This is a genomic window from Streptomyces amakusaensis (assembly GCF_039532665.1).
GTDB classification, from domain to species: Bacteria; Actinomycetota; Actinomycetes; order Streptomycetales; family Streptomycetaceae; genus Streptomyces; species Streptomyces amakusaensis.
Genome location: NZ_BAAASB010000008.1, coordinates 291355 through 315842 on the forward strand (window position 1 = coordinate 291355; position 24488 = coordinate 315842).

Sequence of the window (24488 nt, forward strand, 5' to 3'; positions counted from 1 at the left end):
AAGCCCGCGGAGCGGCATGCCCGCCCCGCGGCGGGGAGCGCCGGCCCCCTTCCGGCCCGCGCCCCTGCCACCCCGTATCCGGCGACCGTCCCTGCCCGGGCGCCGCCCTGGACCAAGAGCGGCGTGAAGAGGCGAGTGCCGGACGGGCAGGGACAGCCGCCGCACGGCGAGCAGGGTAAAGAAACGGTCATGCCGAACCGGGCACAGTCGACCACACCCCACCCTCACCGGAAATCGAACAGACAGGCCATTGCGCTCGCACAGAGGCGGAATGGCGTAAACCTCTCCGATCGGGGGAGGCCGTGATCCCGTGGCTCCGGGACGGCCCCACGGTCCCGGCCGTATCCGGAACCCTCGCACCCACTCCCCCGCGCCCTTTCCGGCTCCCGAGAACGACCGGAACCCGTCCCGGGCAGCCCATGCCCACCACACCCCACGCACGGGCAGCACCTCCGCGAGACTCCGCATGAGGAGCGCTCGCCGCTCGGTAGGGTCGGTGCTCTTGGACGGTGACGGACAGAAGTGTGCCGATGAAGTCCGGCGAGCAGTCTTCCGGGCCGGGCTCACGGGTCGATCCGTGGCGGGGGCGGTACGCGGCACGGGCTGCGAGGATGGTCGCGTCCGAGGTGCGAGCGCTGTTCGCCGTGGCGTCCCGGCCCGAGATCGTTTCGCTGGCCGGAGGCATGCCGAACGTGTCCGCACTGCCGATGGACGCGGTCGGTACGCTGATGACGGAACTGGTCGCGGAGCGGGGCGGGCGAGGTGGTGATCATGCCCTTGCCGTGCGGGGAGAGGAACCAGTTCTCGATCCGCGCATCCAGGCCCTTGACCGTGAAGGAGGGTGAAGGCTCGCAGTGTTCGGCTCCGCGGATGCCCCTCCAGCGGGCCTTGCACTGGTAGCGCCGTCGCCCTCGCTCCTCCGGTGAGGTGCGTGTTCAGCTGGGTATGGCACTGGCCGCATAGGACAGCTTGGCCTTCACCCGTCCCTTCTGCCGGGCCTTGATGGTCGCCTCGCGGTTGCGGCGCTGGATGGCGCGCAGTTCCATCTGCGCGCCCCAGGCTTCCACGGTGAAGCGGTTCTCGCCGTTCGGGTCGTCCAGGTCCCAGGGGCCGTCATGGCCGTAGGCCAGCAGCAGCTTGCCGGTGTCGCGCACCATGTCACGCCGACACTCCGGGGGGCTGGTGGCGGCGGACTCCGACGAGGCGTCGACCACAACCGTCATAGGGACGTTCGATCATGTTTCGAGCCGTACCACGCGTACCGCAGCCTCCGCCGGTGTGTGCTCAACCCCGGTAGGTCTCCAGCAGCCGCCGTAAAGGACACACCTTAGCCACTTCCATCGGAGGCGTCGGCAAGTCGTCGCCCCGAGAGCGGCCCCTCGGTACCGAGGAAGCGTGGAACTGCTCTGACCGGCTGGCTCCGATCGTCCTGGCATGGGCAACGTAGAGCTTGAGCCGTGCTTGAGGCAACGGCAGTGAGGGCTTACGGGGGACGTTAGGACTGGGGCGCCGGGTGAGAGGGTGGGCTGGCCGTCCATGCTGAGTCAAACTGCTGCAGGGCGATGGAGTACAGAAGTCCGGGTGCCCGGACGTACAGGCACGGGGAGTTCCTACCGTGAGCAGATCTGCTGTAGAAGGTGAGGTAGGCGGCCCGGTCCGTTGCGATCACGCGGCACGTGCTCGGCAGGTTAAAATTGCGAAGCTCGAAATTACTTTGCGTACGGGCCACATGCGCGAGGTAGTCCATGTTCATCCGGACCTGGTTCCTGAGCAGGTCGGGGGTGAACCCGGCATCAAACAACTGTATGTCGCGCGAACGGCGGTCAAGCCATGAGTCACCTTGGTTGCGAGGGTCAGGCAGTAGAACCTGGACAGAATCCAGGGACAACTCACCCGACCATAAAGGTGAGAAAACGTCACGGGTGAGTACGTTTCCACGTCCCGCCAGGACCTTGATCCAGCGAGCCCTGCCGAGGTCGCGTGCGATGTCCTGCTCGGCGGACGACTGATGACGGTAGACTCGGCCGATTCCTGTGCCGGTGAGCCGCGAGCTGGCGCTGACCAGCCACCCCACTGGGTGTGAGCCGCGCAGGAGGCCGAGCACAAGCACGATCGCGCTTGCCACCAGAGAACTGAGTATCCCGAACAGAAAAGCAGTCATACGAGCCGTCTCCCTGCGTCTGGGCGATCTCGATCACTTGACTACGCCATCAACAGAGATAGGGAAGAAGCTTCCGCAGGACATATGCGGCATTCCGAGCCGCAAGCTCGTGATATGTATGCCCCTTTCCCTCGTCGGCGTTGTCGGACACACCCCGGATGACGATCCAGCCGGGGTTGATTCCCCCGTGAATAGAGTTCTCCTGCCAGTACTGGCTCAGCCCTCCGGCTTCCATGTCCACCGCCAGAACCTTCTCGTGGTAGTTCGTTAGGTAGCTGCGGATTTCGCTCTCACGGTCGGCGATGACGGCTTCGCCGGACCCGATTACTCCCGGGTAGACCTCGAACTCCTCCGAGGTATGTGTGGCGAGCTGACCGTTGATACGTGCCGGGGTCCCATGATCGGTGAAGAAGGCGTTTACCGCATGGACGACCGGTGCCGGCGCCTGCCGATGCTCTCCTCGACGGCGGACGTCCCCACGTGGATTGATCTTGCGATTCTCGTAGTAAACAATGTCGGTAGAGACAATGATGTTGCCGATGCGAGCGTGCTTGGCATGGAGGCCGCCGCCTACTCCGACGAGTGCCCACAGTCTCGGTTCGTAGTGTCGGCGCAGGTTCTCCAGAGCAGCCATCGCCGACCGTTGCCCTTGGCTCTGGCTCTGGGTGGCCACGATACGAACGGTCCCTTCCGGAGTGGCGTGTGTGCCCTGGTAGAAGTACAGCCCGCCTGGCTCCTTCCGGCGTTCCAGTTTCAACTCATCTACCACTGAACGCAATTCCTCGCTGAGGATCGTAACCACTCCGACGTCCCAAACAGTGGCCTGTTCACCGGCTACTTCGGCTTCGACAGGGCGGGTACTGTCGCAGGAAGGGGCGGCCACGGAAACATGGGCATGCTCTCCGACGGCATTGCTGCTGAAGTTATTGTTGTCACCCTGACTGGCGATGCCTCGATTGTTAATCACTTACTTCCTCCAGCGCTGGGAGTTTCCAGGCCTGTGGACTGGTTTACGGAGACTCCGACCTGAGCGGCGTCGCCCACCGCGTTGTTACTGAAGCTATTATTGTCACCAAAATTGAAGATTCCACTATTGATAATCTTGAGCGCGCGGTCATTGAAATCCGATATGTCCACATCCTTAGCTGCCAGGAAGTCGCCGGCTGCCCGAAGCAAACGCTGCTCAATCGTCTTCATCCGACCCAGGATGTCGCTCTTCTCCAGCTGGATCTTGGACCACGCCTGAGCCGATCTCTCCCTTATACTCACCCGACTGCCGATCAGGACATTGCGGATCGGCGTGGAAGTGAGGTCGCGGGGGAGAATGGCCGCCTTACTCAAGGCATACAAGTAAAGGAAGAGCCGCCATGAGCACTGGATCTCCGAGGGCAATGCGGCCAGTTCACGAAATGCCGCCCAGATGACGGCTGCAACTCCATGATGGCCAAATTCCGCCGTGCGCTGGAAAGATCTAGGCGTATGGGCAAGGACGCATGCTGCTGTGGAGATACTCAAGGTGCGTCCCTGCAGGCTGACATGCAACAGGACGGTCGCGACGAACTCCGATCCCTCGACAGGAGTTATCACCTCGAGGAAGTGGTGCTGTTTGGATCCAGGCGTGTTGATGATCGTGTTCAGGTCTGCCTCGTCGAACTCCTGCGGAAGAAGTGAACGGTCCACCGCCACATCGGTCTCGGCCACGTAGACGCGGTCGCGGACGTGCGCGGGAAGCCGGACGTTCCCGCTGTCAGCGTCCAGCAGTCGAACCGCCTCGCGCAGGTAATCGACCAACTCATGTGCCTGGAAGGGCGGCACGGGGTGCTCGCGCTCATGGAGTGGCGCATCGTCGCCGGGGCGCAGCAACTGGATGCTCATCGGTGGGTTCCACTGGTAGACGATTTCGCCGGCCCCGATGAAGGGTGACTCATCCCCGAAGAGCGTGAACGTGGTGAGGTCGTCCTCGTCCTCGCCTTCGTCCTCGCTGTGACGGGGGCGGCGGTAAACGGCGCAGAGATGTTGCTGCTGTACGTCCGCAGTTCGTTGCCGACCGGACAAACGCGCAGGCCGAAGGGTTGGCGCGCGCAGGATGCGGTTGAGCATCAGCTGACGTGAAGCTCCCACGCCGAGGCAGAAGAGGGTGATTCCCACGGCTATGCGGAGGGCCGCCGTGGCTTGGTCCGGATGAGCCAGTGCGATCGCCAGGCCACCCACTGTCAGAGACAGAGCGGCGAATCCGATACGTCTGAGCGCATCTGCCTTCTCCGGGTACTTCTGCGGAGACAGCAACCTTAAGGGATGCCACTGGCCTCGCACCGACCCCAGACCGCGGCGTTTGGACTTCCGTCTGGGCCTCGACTCCCGGTCAACATCCCGGAGCAGCATGGCGAGGCGGAGCAGCCACAGAAGGGCGAGGCCACAAGCGACGAGGATGGCGGCGGGCAGGGCACCCGCGAGAGCAGGAGCAACCACCGCTCCCGTCACCGCCATGCGAAGAAGCGCGTTCAGCGTAGCGGCCCGCCACGCGTGGTGCATGACGGGAACGATGTCGAATCCGTAGGACGGGGCGACCCGTCGATACGGCGCGGTACACACCTCGTCGATCACGAGGTCTCGAAATCGTTCGTCCACGTACACGCCAGCGCATAAGTGACGGGTGGCAGCGGTCGGCTCACTGACTGCGTCCCTGGCCGGTGGCGCATGGGAGGTGATCACGCTCTACCCCTGCCTCGTAGAGTTAAGGTCCATGAGACCATAAGTACCGAAGGCGTTTAAGTCAATGCGACCTTAAGGGGGTTCCAGTGGAGGACTGGCTGAAAGCCTCAACCGAGGTGGAGGCATCGTGGGTGACCGTGGACCTGGCGATCTTCACCGTGAGGGGCGATCAGTTGATGGTGCTCCTGATCGAGCGTGGGCTGGAACCCTTCCTTGGCCAGCCCGCGCTGCCCGGCGGCTACGTCCAGAAGCGCGAGACTCTGCACGAAGGAGCTCTGCGTGAGCTCAAGGAAGAGGCGGGAATCGATGGCCGCCAGCTGCATCTAGAGCAGCTCGGTGCGTATGGGGATCCTCTACGTGACCCCAGGGGAAGGGTGGTCACGATCGCCTATCTCGCACTGGGGCCGGATCTTCCCACCCCCGTGGGCGGCACCGATGCCAGGCGAGCCTATTGGGCTCCCGTGTCACAACTAGGCAGTGGTGCGGCGCAGCTGGCGTTCGACCACCCGGCCATCCTCACGGACGCCCTGGAGGAAGTCCGCCGCAAGCTCGAATACACCGCAGTCGCCACGGCCTTCTGCCGGGACCCTTTCACCCTGAGTGAGCTGCGCACGGTCTACGAAGTGATCTGGGGGCAGCAACTGGACCCGAGCAACTTTCGCCGCAAAGTACTGAACACCTCAGGGTTCGTGCGGCCCACGGGGGAACAACGACTACCCCCCACCGGCCGCCCAGCCGCCCTCTACCGCCGGGGAAACGCATGGCTGCTCAGCCCACCGCTGCTGCGCGGCACAGGACACACCACGTAGCCCGCCTCGGGCGGCGACCAACACGCCGCGGCTCAACACAACGGCTTCGTGAAACCCATCCATGGAACCGGAGAGTCTGCTCACCAGCGGCAGTAGCGCGGTCGGCGTCCACCCGTTTGAACGACGGCCGTACGAGGCAATGCTGTGCTGAGAGATCGCGGACGACGATCTGTCGCTCGACGACTCGATGCTCAAGTGGGCCGCTCTCTGGAGAGCCGCTCCCGAAGGTGGTGTTCTCCACCACTGTCAACGGTACGGGTCATACCCGACTGGCCTCCGGCGGTCCGGCATGAGGAGATCGAGCGGTTGCGGGCCGAGCCGAGGGAAGGCGACCTCACGATCGGCGGCGCGACTCTCGCCGCCGAGGCGGCCGCGGCGGGACTGAGAAGTCACTGACGGCCACCCGGATCTCCCCGACCACACCGCCCTTCCAGCCCAGTATGGCTTTAGCGGCGGCACCCCTGCCGATACGCCTCAGCAACCGCCGTAAAGGACACACCCTAGCCGCCACGCCACAGGCATCGGCCGGACCCCGGGCGGGCGACACGGTGCCCCACGACCGGCCGACGCGAGAACCGCGACGGCCGACCGGCGCGACGGAGCTCCCGCATCGGCAGCAGTGGCTCGATCACCGCCCACTGGACATCCGTCAATGACGGGTCACAGGAACCCTGGCGGCCTTCGCCGGGGTCGGCCACCGGGAGTGGTCCTGCGGCCGTGGACGACAGCGGGTGTCGGTACCGGCTGCGGTCAGGGCGCCGGCCCGGTGGGCCGCGGCGATTCCGGCGACAACGACCGCCGCACTCCAGTGGCGGTCGAGATCCGGCGGAGTTCCTGAGCCGGTGGTTCAGGAAGCGTGTCGCCCCGAGCCATCGGTGTCGACGGCAGCGGCGTCACTCACGTCCTCCACCCTCAGAGGCCGTTGTCCGCTGAATGCGATCACGAGACCGTAGGGGTCGCAGACGGGCAAACGCCCCTCGGCGAAACGCAGGTGCCACTCGTCGGCGTAGAAGTTGAGTTGTGGAGCATCCAGGGGAAAATCCGCGTCCGACACGCTGCGGTAGGACTCCGATTCCGCTTCGGTGAGACCGAAGAATTCCGGGTCTGCCTCCAACGCCTCCCGCACGAAGCGGAGCCCCGTCTCCAGGTAGTGATCGAGTCTACCGAGTACCTCTCCGACCAGGACAAGATCGACCGCGTCGATATCATCGGTGCCTTCGAGCAGAAGGTTGACCTCGACGAGGCCACCGTACAGCGCGCTCTCCGGCACCTGTTCCACGCTCCAGACCCTCAGTTCATCGGGTCCCCGTTCGAAGTGCAGCCGTCCGATGCCGCTACGGAAGACGGTCGAGGACACGGTTACCCCATCTCACGGAACTCAGGGCGCGGGCCGCCATGCCCCGCCTTCCGCCATACGGAGAAGGCACTAACCAGTGCGTGCAGTAGCCCTTACTCCTCGTCAAGAAACCCGGCACGCCGCAGCGGATGAACGCTCCGGACAGCACGGCACCTTTGCATGTCCGCAGAGTGCCACAGCGAGAGCCGCCCCCGCACAATCCTTCGTTCCCCGGACCACCAAGGGATCACCGCGTCGCCTCAGCGGCGGAAGACTGAGAGTGACTACCCCTGCCTGTACGCCTCCAGCAGCCGCAACCACACCTCACTGATCGTCGGATACGCGGGCACCGCGTGCCACAGGCGTTCGATGGGGACTTCGCCGACGACGGCGATGGTCGCGGAGTGGAGGAGTTCGCCGACGCCGGGGCCGACGAAGGTGACGCCGAGGAGGATGTGGCGGTCGAGGTCGACGATCATGCGGGCGCGGCCTTTGTAGCCGTCGGCGTAGAGGGAGGCGCCGGCGACGGAGGCGAGGTCGTGGTCGACGGCGCGGACGCGGTGGCCGGCGGATTGGGCTTCGGAGAGGGAGAGGCCGACGGAGGCGGCTTCGGGGTCGGTGAAGACGACTTGGGGGACGGCGGCGTGGTCGGCGGTGGCGGTGTGGGCGCCCCAGGGGTCGGTTTCGAGGAGGGGGACGTGCTGGGCGCGGGCGACGATGGCGGCGGCGGCGATGCGGGCCTGGTACTTGCCCTGGTGGGTGAGGAGGGCGCGGTGGTTGACGTCGCCGACGCCGTAGAGCCATTTGCTGCCGTCGACGCGGCAGCTGTCGTCGACGGGGAGCCAGGAGCCGGGCTGGAGTCCGACGGTTTCGAGGCCGAGGTCTTCGGTGCGGGGGGCGCGGCCGGTGGCGAAGAGGACTTCGTCGGCCTCGACGCGGTCGCCGTCGTCGAGGAGGAGGGTGACGGGGCCGGTGGCGTCGGGGCGGTCGACGGAGGTGACGGAGACGTGGGTGCGGAGGTGGACTCCGGCCTCGGTGAGGGAGTCGGCGATGTACTCGCCGACGAAGGGTTCCATGCGGGGCAGCAGGCCGTCGCCGCGGACCAGGAGGGTGACCCGGGAGCCGAGGGCCTGCCAGGCGGTGGCCATCTCGACGCCGACGACTCCGCCGCCGACGATCGCGAGCCGGGCGGGCACGGCGTGGGCGCTGGTGGCCTCGCGGCTGGTCCAGGGCCTCGCGCCGCGGAGTCCCGGCAGGTCGGGGAGGACCGCGCGGCTGCCGGTGCAGACGGCGACCGCGTGCCGGGCGGTGAGTACGTGGTGTTCGCCCTCGGGGCCGTCCACGACGACGCGCTTGGGGCCGTCGAGTCTGCCGCGGCCCCGGTAGAGCCGGGCGCCGGTGGAATCCAGCCAGGAGACCTGTCCGTCGTCCTTCCAGTGGGAGGCGAAGGCGTCCCTGCGGGCGAGCACGGCCTCGGCGTCGAGCGGCGCGGCGGCCGACTCGCTCAGTCCGGGCAGCCGGCGGGCGTCGGCACGGGCGAGCACCGGGCGCAGCAGGGCCTTGCTGGGCATGCAGGCCCAGTACGAGCATTCGCCGCCGACCAGCTCGCTCTCCACGACCGCCGTGCTCAGGCCCGCGGCCCGCAGCCGGTCCGCCACATTCTCGCCGGTGGGGCCCGCGCCCAGCACCACGACGTCAAACTCCACAGCTTCGGTCATAGGGACAGTCTGGTACCGGGTGTGCGTCCTGGCCACATGGGCAGTCGCAGGAATAGCGCGGCCCTCGGCACCGTTGTCGGGGGCGAGTACACACCGGACACCCGGAGAGCCGGACACAGGGAGAGGTAACCACGTCATGAGCACTGTAGAGCTCACCAAGGAGAACTTCGATCAGGTCGTTTCCGAGAACGAATTCGTTCTGATCGATTTCTGGGCTTCGTGGTGCGGCCCCTGCCGGCAGTTCGCCCCGGTGTACGAGGGGGCGGCCGAGCGCCACCCCGACCTGGTCTTCGCGAAGGTCGACACCGAGGCGCAGCAGGAGCTGGCCGCCGCGTTCGAGATCCAGTCCATTCCGACGCTGATGATCGTCCGCGAGAATGTGGCGGTGTTCGCCCAGCCGGGCGCGCTGCCGGAGTCCGTGCTGGAGGATGTGATCGGCCAGGCCAGGGCGCTGGACATGGACGAGGTCCGTCAGTCGATCAAGAAGGCCGAGGGCGCGACGGGGAACGGCCAGGGCCCGAAGGGCTGACCGCGTGCCGGGAATGCGGGAGATGCGGGGCGGCCCGGGTCAGCGGCCGACCTCGCGGACCCGGGCCGACAGGCCGTAGTCGATTTCGGAGCCGTCGATGAGGAGGGCTTCGACCGTACGGGTGGCGGGGTCGATGTCGGCCACGATCCCCTCCCCGGCGAACCGGGGGTAGCCGGAGGCTCCGGTTTCGCCCGTGGCGGCCACCAGGGCGGACCGGAGGGCGACCTCGGAAAGGGTGCCTGGGTCGTGTCCCTCGGCGTGCTCGGGCACGATCAGGACTTCGAAGCGCTGTGGTTCGGTCGTCACCGGGACTCCTCTGCTGCGGGCGTCGTCGCTGTGCGTGACGCTGGGCACCCGGCGGGCCCGTCCGCAGCCCGGCCGGCTCACAGGGGGGCGGGAAGGCTGCGGAATCAGCTGGACTCGCGGTGTACCGCTCGGGCCCCCATCAGATCACGGATCTCCAGATGGTCCCCGGGGTCGCGCACCACCCGGTCGACGATCTCGGCCAGCAGCCGTCCGGTCACCATGTCGATGTGGACGGTGCTCAGCCGGGGGCGCAGCAGTCTGCCCAGCAGCAGATCGTCCGCGCCGATCACCGCCGTCTGCCCCGGTATGTCGATGCCTTCCTCCTGGAGGGCGCGCATCAGGAGCATGGCGTAATCGTCGTTGTAGGCGTAGACGGCGTCGAGGCCGAGGCCCCGCCAGGCCGAGGCGAGCCCGGACGCCGACTCCTCGTCGTACGAGAGGGGCAGCGGCTCGATGCGCACCCGGCCGGCCGCGCCCGCCCGGCGCGCGCCCTCGAAGCGCGGTTCGGAGAAGTGTTCGAGGCCCGCTTCGCCGGGTATGACGACGCCGATGTCCCGCCGGCCGCGCTGGATCAGATGGGTGACGGCGCAGCTGCCGACCTCGCTCTGGTCCATGACGAGGGAGTGCGCGCCCTCCACCCGTCGGGGGGCGAGGCTGATGACGGCCTTCGCGCCGGAGCGTTTGAGGGTTTCGACGCCCTGGGGCGTGAGTCCGACCTCGCCGAGCGAGACGACCGCGACGGGTCTCAGCTCGGCCCAGGCCCGGGCGGCCTCGTCGCCGTCGAGGCCGAGGCTGCCGTACTGAACGACGGTGTAGTCCAGGCGTCTGAGGGCCCATTGGAGTTCGTTGAAGAACTCGTGGAACAGGGGGCCGAGCGAGAAGGTCGCGGCGGGCAGCAGGACCATTCTGGTGTGTCCCGCGCGCAGGCTGCGGGCGGCCGCGTGGGGTACGTAGCCCAGCTCTTCGGCGGCCTCCCGGACCCGGCGGCGGGTGGGCTCGCTGATGCGCACGGACGACGTGTTGTTGAGCACGTACGAGACCGTGGCCCGGGAAACCCCTGCTAACCGGGCGACGTCGGCGCTGGTGGGAACGGAGCGTTCGGCGGATTGCTTGGGTGTCTGGCTCATCGCCCTGGGAATCTTTCCAGAACGCCCGCGGGCACGGTCCGGTGGTTGGCCGGATCCTGATGCCCCTATTGCTTTGATCTTCCTTCGCTCATTCTGGTGGTGTCAGCGCACTTGAGAGGGAGAGGGAACGGCGTGCGTCTTCACACGACGACTTGGGGTACGGGCGAGCGCGTCGCCCTGCTGGTTCACGGCGTCATGTCCGACCATCGCAGCTGGCGGCGGGTGGGCCCGGCGCTGGCGGAGCGGGGTTATCGGGTGGTCGCGGTCGATCTGCGGGGGCACGGCGCGAGCGGCCGTGCCGCTTCGTACGGCCTTCGGGAGTACGCGGACGATCTGGTGGAGTCCCTGCCGGCCGGGGCGGAGCTGGCGATGGGGCACTCGCTCGGGGGGCTGACGCTGTCCCTGGCGGCGGCCGGGCTGTCGCCGGGGCGCGTGGTCTATGTGGACCCGGTCTGGCATCTGCCCGAGGGGCCGGAGGGCTTCCGCGCGGAGGCGTTCGCCGCGGCGAAGGGGCTGTCCCGGGAGGCGATACGGGAGACCGCGCCGCGCTGGGACGAGGAGGACGTCGACATCGAGCTGGCGACGCTGGCGCTCTGGGACCAGTCGACGGCGCAGGGGCTGACGGAGGCGGTGGGCAGGGATCTGATGCCGGCCGTGCCCGTCGCGCCGTCCCTCGTGGTGACCGCGGACCCGAGCCGGCTGGTGCCGGCCCGGCGGGCGGCGCTGCTGCGGGAGCGCGGCTTCGAGGTGCGTGCCGTCACGGGTGCGGGACACACCGTGCACCGCGACGACTTCGACGGATTCATGGCCGCGCTGGAGGGCTGGATCTGATCGCGGAGCAGCCGGGTCCGCCGCCGGTGCGGGCCGGTGGCTCCCCCGGGCACTACCGTGGGACGGTGACGATCTTCTCCGGCGCATCGGGCGCCTCGGACTCCCCCGGCCGCGGCGGCGCCTCGGCCACCACCGAGGCCGATCCCACCGCGGTGGGCCCGGTCCGCACCTCCTACGCCCCGGACCGCGACGGCGATCCCGACCCCGGCGAGATCGTCTGGACCTGGGTGCCGTTCGAGGAGAACGACGGGCGCGGAAAGGACCGCCCGGTGCTGATCGTGGCCCGGGAGGAGGCGGGGACGCTGCTCGCGGTGCAGCTCTCCAGCAAGCGCCACGACCGGGACCGCGAGTGGGTGCCGATCGGGGTCGGGCCCTGGGACCGGGAGGAGCGGGAGTCCTGGGTCGATCTGGACCGCGTGCTGCGGGTGCGCGAGAAGGGCATGCGCCGGGAGGCGTGCGCGCTGGACCGGCCCCGGTTCGACACCGTCGTCCAGCGGCTCCGGGAGCGTTACGGCTGGGGATGATCGGCGGACGGGCCGGCTCCGGCCGATTCCCGCGCCGGAGCGAGCTGTTCGGCGAAGACGCGGGAGAAGGCCCCGAGGGTCGTGCGTCCCGCCGTGCGGTCGAGCACGGCGAAAACGACCAGGTCGAAGTGGCCCGCGAAGCGGCCGTCGCCGGTGAGCAGCGTGTGGAAGACGCCCGCGACCGTCGCCGGGTCGTTGCGGAAGACGCCGCAGCCCCAGGCTCCGAGCACCAGCCGCCGGTAGCCCCGGTCGACGGCGGTCTCCAGGACGCGCTCGGCGCGGGAGGCGAGGGCGGCGGGGATCCGGTGCGTCTCCTCGGGGGCGTTGCGCGCGATCACACCGGCGTTGGGCGCGGGCGAGGCCAGGAAGCCGACGGTGTACGGGGTGTCCAGCAGGGCGCCCCGGTCGTCCCGGAAGACGGGGACGGCGGGCGAGTGGATGACCCGGTCCGAGTAGAACGGGTCTCGGTCGGCGCGGTGGTGTTCGTAGTACTGGGGTGCGCGCCGCAGGGTGGTGTGGAGGGCGGAGGCCCGGCAGAGGGCCTCCTCCTGTGCCTGCGCGCCGTTCAGATACCCGCCGCCGGGGTTGCGCGCGGAGGCGAAGCTGAGCACGGCCACCGGGCCCGGCTCCGAGCCGGACGAGGCACCGGACTCCGGGCCGGACGCGGCACCCGGCTCGGCACCGGCACCGGCACCGGACGTGAGCCGCCGGGCCGCCGCCGTACTGCTCTCCGCCGTGACCTCGAAGACGGTCTCGCGGCCGGTGTCCGGAGCGGCGGGCACCGGATCCGGTCCGTACATCCGGGTCCCGGCCCGGGCCGCGGCGACCTCCGCCGCGATGACTACTTCTCGTCCATTGGTGGCCAGATAGCGACCATTTTCAACAATATCCTCGGTCTGCCGGGCCATCCCCCGCAGTCGTGCGCTCATGGCCACATACTCCTTGACCTGCGACAAAGGCGGCAAATGCTTTTCCGGCGGACAGCTCTCGAAGCCGCGACCGGCCCCGGACCCCCGGAGTGCACTCTTGTGCGAAGCGCCGACCCTGGCTTTAGGTTGGCAGAGTGCCCTCGCAAGGCCTTCGAAAGAGGAGCCGCTCATGCGTCCACCCGACGCCGGCGACTACGGCCGGCCCATCTCGGAAGAGGAAGCGGAGGATCTGCTGCGATGCATCTGCTTCAAGAACGGCCCACCCGCCACGGTGGGTGTGGAGCTGGAATGGCTCATACACGAACGGCACGACCCCCGTCTCCGCCTCTCGGCCGAGCGCCTCGCCGCCGCCCATGACCTGGTGCGCGCCCTCCCCCTGACATCGGCTCTGACCTTCGAGCCCGGCGGCCAGCTGGAACTCAGCTCACAGCCCGCGGCCTCCCTGATGGAGTGCGTGGACACCGTCGCCGCCGATCTGGACACCGTACGGACCGCCCTCCGGCCGACCGGGCTCACCCTCGCCGGAATGGGGCTCGACCCCTGGCAGTCCCCGCGCCGGATCCTGCGAGAACCCCGCTACGACGCCATGGAGGCCTACCTCGACCGCACCGGCCCGTCCGGTCGCGTCATGATGTGCAACTCCGCCTCGATCCAGGTGTGCCTGGACGCGGGCGAGCGGGAGCCGGGACCGCTCGGGCACGGCCGGCGGTGGCAGCTCGCCCATCTGCTCGGCGCGGTGCTCACCGCCGTCTTCGCCAACTCGCCCGCCCTGGCGGGCCGCCTCACCGGGTGGCGCTCCACCCGGCAGGCGATCTGGAACGAACTCGACGCCGTACGCCCCGTCTCGCCGCCGCTGGACCGGGAGCCGAAGGCCGCCTGGGCCGCGCACGCGCTGGACGCCCCGGTGATGTTCATGGCGACGCCCGAGGGGCCGTGGCTCCGGCCCGAGGGGCTGACCTTCCGCTCATGGCTGCGCTCCGGCGACCCGCGCCCGGCGACCCGGCAGGATCTGGAACGCCATCTCACCACCCTCTTCCCCCCGGTGCGCCCGCGCGGCCATCTCGAACTGCGGATGATCGACGCGCAGCCGGGCGACGACGGCTGGATGGTCCCGCTCGCGGTGACCACCGCCCTCTTCGAGGACCCGGAGGCGGCGGAGACCGTGTACCGGACGGTCAAACCGCTCGCGGAGTACGCCGGGTCGCGGCCCGCGCCCCGCAATCCGCTCTGGCTCGACGCGGCCCGGCTCGGACTGAGCCATCCGGAGCTGCGCACGGCCGCCGTGGCCTGCTTCGCCACGGCGCTGGAGGCCCTGCCGCGCGTCGGCGCGTCCAGCGCGGTCCACGAGGCGGTCGCCGCCTTCAACGAGCGCCACGTTCTGCGGGGCCGATGTCCCGCCGACGATCTGCTCCTCATCCCCGCGCCCGGGCACGGCCGGGGAACACTGGAAAGGGAACCGGGCATATGAACGAAGACCTCCGACGGCGCGCGCTCGACGCGCTGACCCGGGCCCGGACCCGTACCGCCACGCTCACCGAAAGTGTGGACGACCGGGAGCTGACCGCCCAGCACTCGCCCCTGATGTCGCCGCTCGTCTGGGATCTCGCCCACATAGGCAACCAGGAGGAGCAGTGGCTGCTGCGCACGGTCGGCGGACGCGCCGCCCTGCGGCCCGAGATCGACTCGGTGTACGACGCCTTCGAACACCCCCGGGCCACCCGACCCTCGCTCCCGCTGCTCGCCCCGGCCGAGGCGCGCGGCTACGCGTCCGAGGTGCGCGGCCGGGTGCTGGACCTGCTGGAGCGGACCCCGCTGGAGGGCGGCGGGCCGCTGGTCGACTCCGCCTTCGCCTTCGGCATGATCGCCCAGCATGAGCAGCAGCACGACGAGACGATGCTGATCACACACCAGCTGCGCGAGGGCCCGGCCGCGCTGTCCGCGCCCGAGCCGCCCCGCGCCGGGCCGGACGCGGCGGAGCTGCCCGCCGATGTGCTGGTGCCCGGCGGCCCCTTCACCATGGGCACGTCGACCGAGCCCTGGGCACTGGACAACGAGCGTCCCGCGCACCGGCGGACGGTGCCCGCCTTCCGTATCGACACCACCCCGGTGACCTGCGGCGCGTATCTCGCCTTCATGGCGGACGGCGGCTACCGCGACCCCCGCTGGTGGGCGGCCGAGGGCTATGAACAGATCCGCCGGCACGACATCGGGGCCCCGCTGTTCTGGCGGCGGGAGGGCGGGCAGTGGCTGCGCCGCCGCTTCGGGGTGACCGAGCCGGTGCCGCTCGACGAGCCGGTGCTCCATGTGAGCTGGTACGAGGCCGACGCGTACGCCCGCTGGGCCGGGCGGCGGCTGCCCACCGAGGCCGAGTGGGAGAAGGCCGCCCGGCACGACCCGGAGACGGGCCGCTCGCGCCGCTTCCCCTGGGGCGACGCCGAGCCCACCCCCGTACACGCCAATCTGGGCCAGCGCCATCTGCGGCCGGCCCCGGCCGGCGGCTACCGCGAGGGGCGGTCGCCGCTGGGGGTGCGGCAGCTGATCGGCGATGTGTGGGAGTGGACGGCGAGCGACTTCCTCCCCTATCCCGGCTTCGCCGCCTTCCCCTACCGCGAGTACTCGGAAGTCTTCTTCGGGAGCGCGCACAAGGTGCTGCGCGGCGGCTCCTTCGGGGTGGACCCGGTGGCCTGCCGGGGCACCTTCCGCAACTGGGACCTTCCGGTACGGCGGCAGATCTTCAGCGGGTTCCGCACCGCGCGGGACGCCGATCCCCTGGAGGACACCGTCTGATGTGCCGCCACCTCGCCTCCCTCGGGCCGCCGGCCGCCCTCGGGGAGCTGCTCACCGTGCCGGCCAACGGGCTGCTGCGGCAGTCCTGGGCCCCGCGCCACCAGCGCCACGGCACCGTCAACGCGGACGGATTCGGGGTGGGCTGGTACGCCGAGGGCGATCCGGCGCCCGCCCGCTACCGGCGCGCGGGTCCGATCTGGGCCGATCTCTCCTTCGCCGATCTCACCCGGGTGGTCCGCAGCCGGGCCGTGCTGGCCGCCGTGCGCGACGCCACCCTGCCCGGCGCGGACGGCGAGGCGGCGGCGGCCCCCTTCTCCTCCGGTCCCTGGCTGTTCAGCCACAACGGCTCGGTCCCCGGCTGGCCCGGCTCGCTCGCCCCGCTCGCCGCGACCCTGCCGGCGGCCGAGCTGCTCACGCTGGAGGCGCGCTGCGACACGGCGCTGCTCTGGGCGCTGGTGCTGCACCGGCTCCAGGGCGGCGACGAGCCGGGCCGGGCGCTCGCGGACACCGTCCGCGAGGTGGCCGAGGCCGCGCCCGGCTCCCGGCTGAATTTTCTCCTCACCGACGGCGAGACGATCGCGGCGACCGCCTGGGGCGACTCGCTCTGGTCGCTCGCCGAACCGGGCCGGTGCACGGTGGCATCGGAGCCCTATGACGACGATCCCCGCTGGCGCGAGGTGCCCGACCGCACCCTGCTGGTCGCCACCGCCGCCGGAGTTCTCCTCTCCCCGCTCAAGGAGCCCTCTCTGTGAGCCCGTTCCAGCTGACCCGCACCCTGCCCGAGGACGCCACCGGCGCCGCGCTGCGCGAAGACGTGCTCCACGGGCTCACCCGTACCCCCAAGGAGCTGCCGCCCAAATGGTTCTACGACGCCCGGGGCAGTGAGCTGTTCGAGCGGATCACCCGCTTGCCGGAGTACTACCCGACCCGTGCCGAGCGGGAGATCCTGATCGCCCGCTCGGCCGAGATCGCCGCCGCGAGCGGGGCCCGCACCCTGGTGGAGCTGGGCTCGGGCTCGTCCGAGAAGACCCGGCATCTGCTGGACGCGATGCCGGACCTGGAGAGCTATGTCCCGGTCGACGTGAGCGAGAGCGCGCTGCGCGGCGCGGGCCGGGCGCTGCTCGAGGAGCGTCCGGGGCTGCGCATCCACGCCCTGATCGCGGACTTCACCGAGGGGCTGGCGCTGCCCGAGACCCCGGGACCCCGGCTGGTCGTCTTCCTCGGCGGCACGATCGGCAATCTGCTGCCCGCCGAGCGCGCGCTCTTCCTGCGCTCGGTACGGGCGCTGCTCGGCCCCGGGGACGCGCTGCTGCTGGGGACCGATCTGGTGAAGGACGAGGGCGTGCTCGTCCGGGCCTATGACGACCGGGCGGGAGTGACGGCCGAGTTCAATAAAAATGTACTGAATGTCCTGGCCCGGGAGCTGGGTGCGGACGCCGATCCCGAGGACTTCGACCATGTGGCGCTGTGGGACCGGGAGCACGAGTGGATCGAGATGCGGCTGCGCGCCCGCCGGGCGGTGACCGTGAAGATCCCGGAGCTGGATGTGGTGGTGCCGTTCCACGAGGGCGAGGAGCTGCGGACGGAGGTCTCGGCGAAGTTCCGCCGGGAAGGGGTGCGCGCGGAGCTGGCCGACGCCGGAATGGAGCTGTCCCGGTGGTGGACGGACGTACGGGGCAGGTTCGCGCTCTCGCTGGCGACGGTGGCCCCCTGAGCTCCGGTCGCTGAGGTCCGGTCACAGAGGTCCGGTCACAGAGCGGCCCGCCGACGGGCCGTCGCGCCGGTCGGGCGCGGCAGGCGGTCGGCGGGCCGTCGGCGGATCAGGGGGCGAGGATGGAACTGATGCGGTCGGAGGCCTCTTTGCCCGCGCGCTCGGCGTCCCCGCCCAGCAGCACCTTGGTCATGAAGGGCTTGATCGGGTTGTCGACCTCGACCTCGGCCCACCTGACGGTGTTCGGGGTGGCCTTGCTGCCCTCGGCCGCCGCGCCGGCCGCCATCGCGGCAGCGGACTCCTGCCCCTTGATGACATGGGCGAGCGCCTTCTTGTTGGGCACGTAGTTCATCGTCCGGGCGAGCTCGGTCTGCCAGCGCTCGCCCGCCATCTCCTTGACGACCTCGATCGCCGCGCTGCGCTGGTCCGCCTTCTCCGGGATGATCAGGTCGGAGCCGCCGGTGAAGACCGCGCCGGCCTTGTCGGCCGTCTTGCCCGGGATGGTGAAGTAGCCGAGCTTGCCCTTGAGCTGCGGGTTGTTCTTCTCGATGACGGCCGCCGTGCCCGGGGTGGCGATGATCTGGGCGATATTGCCCTTGGCGAAGACGTCGACCAGCGGCGGCTTCTGCTCGTCGGAGTCCTTGGGACCCTTGCCCTGCGCCTGGAGCTCCTTGTAGAACTCCATCGCGCGCAGCGCCTCCTCCGTGTGGAGGCGGCCCTCCCAGTCGCCCGCGTTCTCCACCGCGAGGTCGCCGCCCTCGTCCCAGATGAAGCCCGCGAGGGTGTACCAGTCCTGGCCGGGGAGGTAGATGCCCTGGGTGCCGTCGGTGTTGAGCTGCTGGGAGAGGTCCACCCACTCCTCGCGCGTCTTGGGGAACTTGTCGACCCCGGCATCCTTGAAGATGTCCTTGTTGTAGACGACGACGCGGTTGGCGGCGTACCAGGGTATGCCGAACTGCGAACCGTTGATGTTGCCGGGCTCGGCGAGACCCTCCAGCCAGTCCTCGCTGCCGAGGTCCCGCACGGCCTCCAGCGTGAGGTCCACGAGGGCGTCGCTCTCGGCGTACTGGGCGACCTGGGTGTTGCCGACCTCGATGACGTCGGGGGTGTTCTTGCCCTCGAGGGCGGAGGTGACCTTCTTCCCGATGCCGGTCCAGGAGTGGAAGCTGAACTGGAGCTTCACCGAGGGGTGCTCTTTCTCGTACGCCTTGGTGAAACGGTCGAGGAAGTCCTGGGAGACGCTTTCCTGCATCAGCCAGATCTTCACGGTCCGCTTTTCGGAACCGCTGCCCGGAATCAGGCCGCAGCCGGAGGTGAGCGCGAGGGCAGACACAAGTACGACAGAGGTGTAGAGCGGGCGGCGGATTTTCACAGCGTTCACCTTCGAGGGCATGGAAACGTGTACCCGATGGGGGGAAGCGCGCTCCAGGCTCGCACGGGTGTGGCTGGATTTTGGTATGTACCAAAGTGGCCGGTCAAGCCCTATATCGACGCCTCGCGCACCGCCTCCTGGTGGGGCACGGTGGAGAGCGTGTGGAGAGAGTGTAGCGAGAGGAGTACGACAACATGTCCAATCACACCTATCGAGTCACTGAGATTGTCGGCACATCTCCCGATGGAGTGGATCAAGCCATTCGCAATGGCCTCGCGCGGGCGAACCAGACCCTGCGCGAACTCGACTGGTTCGAGGTCACGCAGGTGCGGGGCAGGATCGTCGACGGATCCGTCGAGCACTACCAGGTGGGACTGAAGGTCGGTTTCCGGCTGGAGGGCGGCGGCTGACGGGGCGTACGCGGGTCGGGCGCACGCCGGTGGCGCACGCCGGGCTCCTTTCGCCCGTCCCGCCCTCCCGCTTCCGTGGCATCTTCCTGCCCCACGCGTCACCCGGCCGGCCCAGGCCCCTCGCACGGGAATCCTGGCGGCGGCGGAGCGTTGAATCGAGTGTGACCTCACGACTCGCGTCCACGCCGCTGTCCGTGCTCGACCGGTCCCGTACCCGGGAGGGGTACGACGGACCAGCCGCGCTGCGCGACACCGTGCGGTTCGCGCAGCGGATCGAGGCGCTCGGGTACCACCGGTTCTGGGTCGCCGAGCACCACAGCGTGCCCGGGGTGGCCGGGTCCGCGCCGGTCGTCCTCGCGGCGGCCGTCGCGGCGGCGACCTCGGTGATCCGGGTGGGCACGGGCGGGGTGATGCTGCCCAATCATCAGCCGCTGGTGGTCGCGGAGCAGTTCGGCGTGCTCGCCTCGCTCTTCCCCGGGCGCGTCGACATGGGGCTCGGCCGCTCGGTCGGGTTCACCGACGGGATACGCCGGGCGCTGGGCCGGGACGCCTCGGACGCGGAGGAGTTCGAGGCGCGCCTCACCGAGCTGCTCGGCTTCTTCCGGGGCCCGGACGAGCACGGTACGGGCGGCTCGCCGGCGTACCCCGGGGTGCACGCGCATCCCGCCGAGGGGCTGCGGGTCCCGGCGTATGTGCTGGCCACCGGCTCGGGCGCGGACATCGCCGCACGGGCCGGGCTGCCCCTGGTCATCAGCGGGTTCCAGGGCCGGGACCGGATGCTGGCGGCCATCGACCGCTATCGCGAGGGCTTTCGCGCCGCCCAGCCGGAGTCCGGGTCCGGGTCGGGGTCGGGGTCTGGGTCGGGGTCGGGGTCGGGGTCCGAGCATCCCCGGGTGATTTACTCCGGCACGGTCGCCGTCGCCGCCACCGAGGAGGCCGCCCGCCGGCTGCTCGTCTCCGAGGCCTGGGCGCTGGCCCACTCCCGTACCCATGGGGTCTTCCCGCCGCTCGCCCCGGCCGGACGGGTCGAGTCGATGACGATGACGGCGCGGGAGCGGGGGTTCTACGAGTCGGCGCTGCGGGGCCACATCGCGGGGACCGAGGAGCAGGTGGCGGCCGAGCTGGAGTCGGTGCTGGAGGCCACGGAGGCGGACGAAGTGCTGGTCACCACCAGCGCGTACGAGCGTGACGCGCTGCTGGACTCCTACCGCAGGCTGGCCCGGATCGCGGGGGACACCGGCGGACCGCCGACCCCGAGTGAGCGCCTGACCAGCACCACTGCCTAGAATTGTCCGTTATGCACAACCCTCATGACCCCTTCGTCCGCGTCCGCGGGGCCCGGGAGCACAATCTCCGGGGCGTCGACGTGGACATCCCGCGCGACGCGCTGGTCGTCTTCACGGGCGTCTCGGGGTCGGGCAAGTCCTCGCTGGCTTTCGGCACGCTCTTCGCCGAGGCGCAGCGGCGCTACCTGGAGTCCGTCGCGCCCTACGCCCGGCGGCTCATCCACCAGGTGGGCGCGCCGAAGGTGGGCGACATCTCGGGGCTGCCCCCGGCGGTCTCGCTGGAGCAGCGGCGTTCGGCGCCCTCCTCCCGCTCCTCGGTGGGCACGGTCACCACGCTCTCCAACTCGCTGCGGATGCTGTTCTCCCGGGCGGGCGAGTATCCGAAGGGCGCGGAGCGGCTGGACTCGGACGCCTTCTCGCCGAACACGGCCGCCGGGGCGTGTCCCCGATGCCACGGTCTGGGCCGGGTGCACCGTACCGAGGAGCGGCTGCTGGTCCCCGATCCCTCGCTGTCGATCCGCGAGGGCGCGATCGCGGCCTGGCCGGGCGCGTGGCAGGGGAAGAATCTCCGCGATGTGCTGGACGCGCTCGGGTACGACGTCGACCGGCCCTGGGGCGAGCTGGACCCGGCGGACCGGGAGTGGATCCTCTTCACGGACGAGCGGCCGGTGGTGACGGTGCACCCGGTGCGGGACGCGGGCCGGATCCAGCGTCCGTACGAGGGCACGTACACCAGTGCCCGGCGGTATGTGCTGCACACCTTCGCGGATTCGAAGAGCCCGGCGCTCCGGGCCAGGGCGGAACGTTTCCTCACCAGTGAGCCCTGTCCGTCCTGCGGGGGCGGCAGACTGCGGCCCGAGGCGCTGGCGGTGACCTTCGCGGGGCGGACGATCGCCGCCCTGGCGGCGCTGCCGCTCACCGAGCTGGCCCGGGTGCTGCGCTCCGGCGGCGGGGAGGGCGGGGACGGGGAGGAGACGGCCCGGGTGCTGGCCGCCGATCTGCTGGCGCGGATCGGCACGGTCACCGAACTGGGCCTCGGCTATCTCAGTCTGGACCGGGCCACTCCGACGCTCTCCGCCGGGGAGCTTCAGCGGCTGCGGCTCGCGACCCAGCTGCGGGCCGGTCTCTTCGGGGTGGTGTATGTGCTGGACGAGCCGTCGGCCGGGCTGCATCCGGCGGACACCGAGGCGCTGCTGGTGGTTCTGGAGCGGCTCAAGGCGGCGGGGAACTCGGTGTTCGTGGTGGAGCACCAGCTGGAGGTGGTGCGGGGCGCGGACTGGGTCGTCGACGTGGGGCCGCGGGCGGGCGAGCACGGCGGTCTGGTGCTGTACTCCGGTCCGGTGGCGGGGCTCGCGGACGTCGGGGAGTCGGCGACCCGGCGGTTTCTCTTCGACCGCTCCCCCGCGCCCGCCCGGGCGGTCCGGGAGCCGGCCGGGTGGCTGGGGATCGGCCCGGTCACCCGGCACAATCTGCGCGGTGCGACGGCACGGGTGCCGCTCGGGGCGCTGACGGCGGTCACCGGGGTGTCGGGTTCGGGCAAGTCGACCCTGGTGGGGTCGGTCACCGGGGATACGCCGGGGGTGGGACGGCTGGTGACGGTGGACCAGCGGCCCATCGGGCGTACGCCCCGCTCCAATCTCGCCACCTACACGGGCCTGTTCGACGTGGTGCGGAAGGTGTTCACCGCCACCGACGAGGCGCGCCGGCGCGGCTACCGTGCGGGCAGGTTCTCGTTCAATGTGGCGGGCGGGCGGTGCGAGACCTGCCAGGGCGAGGGGTTCGTCACCGTGGAGCTGCTCTTTCTGCCCAGTACGTACGCGCCGTGCCCGGACTGCCGGGGCGCTCGCTACAACCCGGAGACCCTGGAGGTGCGGTACCGGGGGCTGAGCATCGCCGAGGTGCTGGAGCTGACCGTCGAGGCGGCCGCGGGCTTCTTCGCCGATGTGCCGGCGGCGTCCCGCGCCCTGGCCACGCTGCTCGATGTGGGGCTGGGTTATCTGCGTCTCGGGCAGCCCGCGACGGAGCTGTCGGGCGGCGAGGCCCAGCGGATCAAGCTGGCGACGGAGCTTCAGCGTCCGCGCCGTGAGCACACCCTGTATGTCCTGGACGAGCCGACGACCGGTCTGCACCCCGCCGATGTGGAGGTGCTGATGCGCCAGTTGAACGGTCTGGTGGACGCCGGGCATTCGGTGGTCGTCGTGGAGCACGACATGGCGGTGGCGGCGGACGCGGACTGGGTGATCGATCTGGGGCCCGGCGGTGGCGACGAGGGCGGACGCGTCGTCGCCGCGGGCACCCCGGCCGAGGTGGCCTCGGCGGCGGGGAGCCGTACGGCGCCGTTTCTGGCGTCCGCCCTCGGGGAGCGTCAGGCGTAGGTGTAGAACTGGGTGTGGTCCAGCATGCTCTGGGGGGTCGTGTTGGTCCAGGGCGGCATGGTGTCGTTGAGGTCGATCACATTGGGCGTGGTCCCGGCGGGCAGGTACTCGGCGCTGGTCGGGTGGAGCGCGTGCCAGTCGGCCCAGAGCTTGTCGACGAACGAGTGGTGCAGCCAGAACACCGGGTCGTTCGGGGAGACGCTCGTCTCCATCTGACCCCAGATCCAGGTGTGCACCCGGTTGTGCATGCTCATGTACGCCGCCGTGCCTTCGAGCGTGGAGCGGAAGCCGGCCGAGGCGTCACTCCAGGGCGCGGAGTCGTAGGTGGGGATGGCGAGGGCGGCGTCGACCTGGGCGCGGGTGGGGAGCGTGGGGACGCGGTGGCCCAGATTGCGCGCGAGGAAGGGGCGGGTGTCGACCTGGATGTTGATCGGCCACTTGCCCGCGGAGTACGCGAAGGGGCCGTCCATCACCTGGTCGTCCAGGGGGCGTCCGGTGCCGCCGAGGAGGTCCGGCGCCCAGATCGAGGAGGCGACGGAGTTGTCGACGGTCCAGTCCCAGTAGGGGATCGACACCGACGCGTCGATCTTCTGGAGTTCGTTCTCGAAGTCGATGAGGAACTTGCGGTGCCAGGGCAGGAACGAGGGGCCGAAGTGGCCCACGTAGACGCCGGTGTTCATGTCCAGCGCGAAGCGGAGGCGGTGGGCGGCGACGAACTCGTCGTACACGCCTATGCGCTTGACCTCCAGCACCGCGTCGACGAAGGCCTTCTTCTCGGCGGCCGTGAGGTTCGCCTGGTTCTTGCGTACGGTCATGGCGACTGCTCCCGGCTCAGACGGTGGGGTTGAACGGGACGACGGAGGCGCCCTTGAGTGAGGTGACGGCGGTGCGCGCGGTCTCCAGCGGGGAGGCGAACCTCTCGTAGTGGTTGATCGCGCTGCTCCAGCCGCTCTTCCCGTGGTGCATCACATGGAGTTCGCGGCCGTCTATCAGGACGCGGAAGGCGGAGTCGTGTCCGGCGTGCCCTCCCCGGGCGTGGGCCGCGGCTCCCTCAAGGGGTTCGCCCTGGATGCGGCGGCCCTGGAAGACCTCGTCGAAGGCCACGGGCCCGCCGTTGCCGCCGGGCGGGGCCGCCTTGTTCTTGCCGCCGTCGGCGGGCGAGGAGTCCGCCCAGGCGCTGGCCACACCGACGAGCGCCAGGCCGGCGGCGGTGCCGGTGACGGCTCCCACGGCCTGACGGCGGGTGATTTTGGACATGACAGACAACCCCCAGAGAGACATGGCTGAAGGCGGCCCCCGGGTGTCGGGGCCGCCTTGACCATGCCTACACGGACAGTGATCACCCGTAATAGAGGGTGTCCGTCGGTTGGCTGTCATACGGACACGTCCTGGCGGGTCACACGGGGACCGACCTCTTCGATCTTGCTGCGGGCAAGCGCCGCATCAGTCCGGAAGAGGAGATTCCATTGAATGTGTGCCCTGTGCGTGAAGATCTTTCTGAGGCCGTCACGCCTTGACGCCTTGTATACGAGGGGTGAACATGGCCGAAAAGCGAGCAACCATTT

Annotated in this window: 24 protein-coding genes and 1 pseudogene; 13 read left to right on the top strand and 12 right to left on the bottom strand. The window is 69.8% G+C overall.

What is annotated here, in order from left to right; translation table 11 throughout:
- Window positions 1-611: 611 nt before the first annotated feature.
- On the top strand, window positions 612-845 hold the full coding sequence (locus ABD371_RS16925; protein WP_344477675.1) for a hypothetical protein: 234 nt from the start codon (window positions 612-614) through the stop codon (window positions 843-845).
- A 90-nt stretch (window positions 846-935) separates the two neighbouring features.
- Here the strand turns inward: ABD371_RS16925 and ABD371_RS16930 are convergent, their stop codons facing one another.
- The 4 genes from ABD371_RS16930 to ABD371_RS16945 all read right to left on the bottom strand — a co-directional run bounded on the left by ABD371_RS16930 (window position 936) and on the right by ABD371_RS16945 (window position 4765).
- Entirely contained in the window at window positions 936-1223 is a 288-nt protein-coding gene (locus ABD371_RS16930; RefSeq protein ID WP_344477677.1) for a hypothetical protein, read from the bottom strand.
- A gap of 272 nt (window positions 1224-1495) precedes the next feature.
- Window positions 1496-2161, bottom strand: coding sequence for a hypothetical protein (locus tag ABD371_RS16935; protein WP_344477679.1), 666 nt, complete (start codon window positions 2159-2161; stop codon window positions 1496-1498).
- A gap of 49 nt (window positions 2162-2210) precedes the next feature.
- Window positions 2211-3128, bottom strand: coding sequence for a 5'-methylthioadenosine/S-adenosylhomocysteine nucleosidase family protein (locus tag ABD371_RS16940; protein ID WP_344477681.1), 918 nt, complete (start codon window positions 3126-3128; stop codon window positions 2211-2213).
- Complete coding sequence (locus tag ABD371_RS16945) at window positions 3125-4765, bottom strand: hypothetical protein (RefSeq protein ID WP_344477683.1); 1641 nt, start codon at window positions 4763-4765, stop codon at window positions 3125-3127. Before ABD371_RS16945 ends, ABD371_RS16940 begins: the two co-directional genes overlap by 4 nt.
- Before the next feature lie 194 nt (window positions 4766-4959).
- Between ABD371_RS16945 and ABD371_RS16950 the strand changes: the two genes are divergently transcribed.
- Window positions 4960-5682, top strand: a complete 723-nt coding sequence (locus ABD371_RS16950; protein ID WP_344477685.1) for an NUDIX hydrolase — start codon at window positions 4960-4962, stop codon at window positions 5680-5682.
- Window positions 5683-5782: 100 nt separating this feature from the next.
- Window positions 5783-6066, top strand: a pseudogene (locus tag ABD371_RS16955) (dihydrofolate reductase family protein); the annotation flags it as partial.
- Window positions 6067-6529: 463 nt separating this feature from the next.
- On the opposite strand, the gene ABD371_RS16960 reads toward ABD371_RS16955, so the two are convergent.
- Complete coding sequence (locus ABD371_RS16960) at window positions 6530-7039, bottom strand: hypothetical protein (RefSeq protein WP_344477687.1); 510 nt, start codon at window positions 7037-7039, stop codon at window positions 6530-6532.
- A gap of 263 nt (window positions 7040-7302) precedes the next feature.
- Window positions 7303-8736, bottom strand: a complete 1434-nt coding sequence (locus tag ABD371_RS16965) for a dihydrolipoyl dehydrogenase family protein (protein WP_344477689.1) — start codon at window positions 8734-8736, stop codon at window positions 7303-7305.
- Between the two features lie 19 nt (window positions 8737-8755).
- Between ABD371_RS16965 and trxA the strand changes: the two genes are divergently transcribed.
- The gene (gene trxA / locus ABD371_RS16970; protein ID WP_425575809.1) at window positions 8756-9265 is read left to right on the top strand and encodes a thioredoxin; all 510 of its coding nucleotides are present in this window, start codon (window positions 8756-8758) and stop codon (window positions 9263-9265) included.
- A gap of 39 nt (window positions 9266-9304) precedes the next feature.
- On the opposite strand, the gene ABD371_RS16975 is transcribed toward trxA, so the two are convergent.
- Together ABD371_RS16975 and ABD371_RS16980 are read right to left on the bottom strand one after the other, a co-directional pair.
- On the bottom strand, window positions 9305-9571 hold the full coding sequence (locus ABD371_RS16975) for a hypothetical protein (protein ID WP_190123955.1): 267 nt from the start codon (window positions 9569-9571) through the stop codon (window positions 9305-9307).
- A gap of 104 nt (window positions 9572-9675) precedes the next feature.
- On the bottom strand, window positions 9676-10698 hold the full coding sequence (locus ABD371_RS16980; RefSeq protein WP_344477694.1) for a LacI family DNA-binding transcriptional regulator: 1023 nt from the start codon (window positions 10696-10698) through the stop codon (window positions 9676-9678).
- A gap of 132 nt (window positions 10699-10830) precedes the next feature.
- On the opposite strand from ABD371_RS16980, the gene ABD371_RS16985 reads away from it, so the two are divergent.
- Both ABD371_RS16985 and ABD371_RS16990 read left to right on the top strand, forming a co-directional pair.
- Entirely contained in the window at window positions 10831-11529 is a 699-nt protein-coding gene (locus tag ABD371_RS16985) for an alpha/beta fold hydrolase (RefSeq protein ID WP_344477696.1), read from the top strand.
- A gap of 65 nt (window positions 11530-11594) precedes the next feature.
- Window positions 11595-12053: a type II toxin-antitoxin system PemK/MazF family toxin gene (locus ABD371_RS16990; protein ID WP_344477698.1), complete on the top strand. Its 459-nt coding sequence runs from the start codon at window positions 11595-11597 to the stop codon at window positions 12051-12053.
- Here the strand turns inward: ABD371_RS16990 and ABD371_RS16995 are convergent.
- Window positions 12038-12982 carry a TIGR02452 family protein gene (locus tag ABD371_RS16995; protein WP_344477700.1) on the bottom strand — a complete coding sequence of 315 codons (945 nt, stop codon included), beginning with the start codon at window positions 12980-12982 and terminating at the stop codon, window positions 12038-12040. The two genes, ABD371_RS16990 and ABD371_RS16995, sit on opposite strands and share 16 nt — an antisense overlap.
- Window positions 12983-13151: 169 nt before the next feature.
- Between ABD371_RS16995 and egtA the strand changes: the two genes are divergently transcribed.
- Genes egtA through egtD form a run of 4 tightly spaced genes read left to right on the top strand, consistent with a single transcriptional unit; the run spans window position 13152 to window position 17483 of the window.
- Window positions 13152-14450, top strand: coding sequence for an ergothioneine biosynthesis glutamate--cysteine ligase EgtA (gene egtA / locus ABD371_RS17000; protein ID WP_344477702.1), 1299 nt, complete (start codon window positions 13152-13154; stop codon window positions 14448-14450).
- A complete protein-coding gene (gene egtB / locus ABD371_RS17005) occupies window positions 14447-15769 on the top strand; it encodes an ergothioneine biosynthesis protein EgtB (RefSeq protein WP_344477704.1) in 1323 nt (440 codons plus the stop codon). The genes egtA and egtB overlap by 4 nt, the downstream gene beginning before the upstream one ends.
- Window positions 15769-16521 (top strand): ergothioneine biosynthesis protein EgtC, encoded by a 753-nt coding sequence (gene egtC, locus ABD371_RS17010; protein WP_344477707.1) that lies wholly within the window; start codon window positions 15769-15771, stop codon window positions 16519-16521. Before egtB ends, egtC begins: the two co-directional genes overlap by 1 nt.
- Window positions 16518-17483, top strand: a complete 966-nt coding sequence (egtD, locus tag ABD371_RS17015; protein WP_344477709.1) for an L-histidine N(alpha)-methyltransferase — start codon at window positions 16518-16520, stop codon at window positions 17481-17483. The genes egtC and egtD overlap by 4 nt, the downstream gene beginning before the upstream one ends.
- Window positions 17484-17589: 106 nt before the next feature.
- Here egtD and ABD371_RS17020 read toward each other — a convergent pair whose 3' ends face one another.
- Window positions 17590-18852 carry an extracellular solute-binding protein gene (locus ABD371_RS17020; RefSeq protein ID WP_344477845.1) on the bottom strand — a complete coding sequence of 421 codons (1263 nt, stop codon included), beginning with the start codon at window positions 18850-18852 and terminating at the stop codon, window positions 17590-17592.
- A gap of 194 nt (window positions 18853-19046) precedes the next feature.
- Between ABD371_RS17020 and ABD371_RS17025 the strand changes: the two genes are divergently transcribed.
- The 3 genes from ABD371_RS17025 (at window position 19047) to ABD371_RS17035 (ending at window position 22923) form a co-directional block, all read left to right on the top strand.
- Entirely contained in the window at window positions 19047-19262 is a 216-nt protein-coding gene (locus ABD371_RS17025; RefSeq protein WP_344477711.1) for a dodecin, read from the top strand.
- A 161-nt stretch (window positions 19263-19423) separates the two neighbouring features.
- On the top strand, window positions 19424-20548 hold the full coding sequence (locus ABD371_RS17030; protein ID WP_344477713.1) for an MsnO8 family LLM class oxidoreductase: 1125 nt from the start codon (window positions 19424-19426) through the stop codon (window positions 20546-20548).
- A gap of 11 nt (window positions 20549-20559) precedes the next feature.
- Window positions 20560-22923 carry an ATP-binding cassette domain-containing protein gene (locus ABD371_RS17035; RefSeq protein WP_344477715.1) on the top strand — a complete coding sequence of 788 codons (2364 nt, stop codon included), beginning with the start codon at window positions 20560-20562 and terminating at the stop codon, window positions 22921-22923.
- Here the strand turns inward: ABD371_RS17035 and ABD371_RS17040 are convergent.
- Both ABD371_RS17040 and melC1 read right to left on the bottom strand, forming a co-directional pair.
- Entirely contained in the window at window positions 22914-23738 is an 825-nt protein-coding gene (locus ABD371_RS17040; RefSeq protein ID WP_344477717.1) for a tyrosinase family protein, read from the bottom strand. The genes ABD371_RS17035 and ABD371_RS17040 overlap by 10 nt on opposite strands.
- Before the next feature lie 16 nt (window positions 23739-23754).
- Window positions 23755-24180 carry an apotyrosinase chaperone MelC1 gene (gene melC1 / locus ABD371_RS17045; RefSeq protein ID WP_344477719.1) on the bottom strand — a complete coding sequence of 142 codons (426 nt, stop codon included), beginning with the start codon at window positions 24178-24180 and terminating at the stop codon, window positions 23755-23757.
- Between the last annotated feature and the right edge of the window lie 308 nt (window positions 24181-24488).

What these genes read in the sequence shown, in the direction of transcription:
- ABD371_RS16925 (WP_344477675.1), top strand. Translation starts at nt 612, where the DNA reads ATGGTCGCGTCCGAGGTGCGAGCGCTGTTCGCCGTGGCGTCCCGGCCC.
- ABD371_RS17035 (WP_344477715.1), top strand. Translation starts at nt 20,560, where the DNA reads ATGCACAACCCTCATGACCCCTTCGTCCGCGTCCGCGGGGCCCGGGAG.
- ABD371_RS16965 (WP_344477689.1), bottom strand. Translation starts at nt 8,736, where the DNA reads ATGACCGAAGCTGTGGAGTTTGACGTCGTGGTGCTGGGCGCGGGCCCC.
- melC1 (WP_344477719.1), bottom strand. Translation starts at nt 24,180, where the DNA reads ATGTCCAAAATCACCCGCCGTCAGGCCGTGGGAGCCGTCACCGGCACC.
- ABD371_RS16980 (WP_344477694.1), bottom strand. Translation starts at nt 10,698, where the DNA reads ATGAGCCAGACACCCAAGCAATCCGCCGAACGCTCCGTTCCCACCAGC.
- ABD371_RS17040 (WP_344477717.1), bottom strand. Translation starts at nt 23,738, where the DNA reads ATGACCGTACGCAAGAACCAGGCGAACCTCACGGCCGCCGAGAAGAAG.
- ABD371_RS16995 (WP_344477700.1), bottom strand. Translation starts at nt 12,982, where the DNA reads ATGAGCGCACGACTGCGGGGGATGGCCCGGCAGACCGAGGATATTGTT.
- egtC (WP_344477707.1), top strand. Translation starts at nt 15,769, where the DNA reads ATGTGCCGCCACCTCGCCTCCCTCGGGCCGCCGGCCGCCCTCGGGGAG.
- ABD371_RS16930 (WP_344477677.1), bottom strand. Translation starts at nt 1,223, where the DNA reads ATGACGGTTGTGGTCGACGCCTCGTCGGAGTCCGCCGCCACCAGCCCC.
- egtB (WP_344477704.1), top strand. Translation starts at nt 14,447, where the DNA reads ATGAACGAAGACCTCCGACGGCGCGCGCTCGACGCGCTGACCCGGGCC.
- egtA (WP_344477702.1), top strand. Translation starts at nt 13,152, where the DNA reads ATGCGTCCACCCGACGCCGGCGACTACGGCCGGCCCATCTCGGAAGAG.
- ABD371_RS16935 (WP_344477679.1), bottom strand. Translation starts at nt 2,161, where the DNA reads ATGACTGCTTTTCTGTTCGGGATACTCAGTTCTCTGGTGGCAAGCGCG.
- ABD371_RS17025 (WP_344477711.1), top strand. Translation starts at nt 19,047, where the DNA reads ATGTCCAATCACACCTATCGAGTCACTGAGATTGTCGGCACATCTCCC.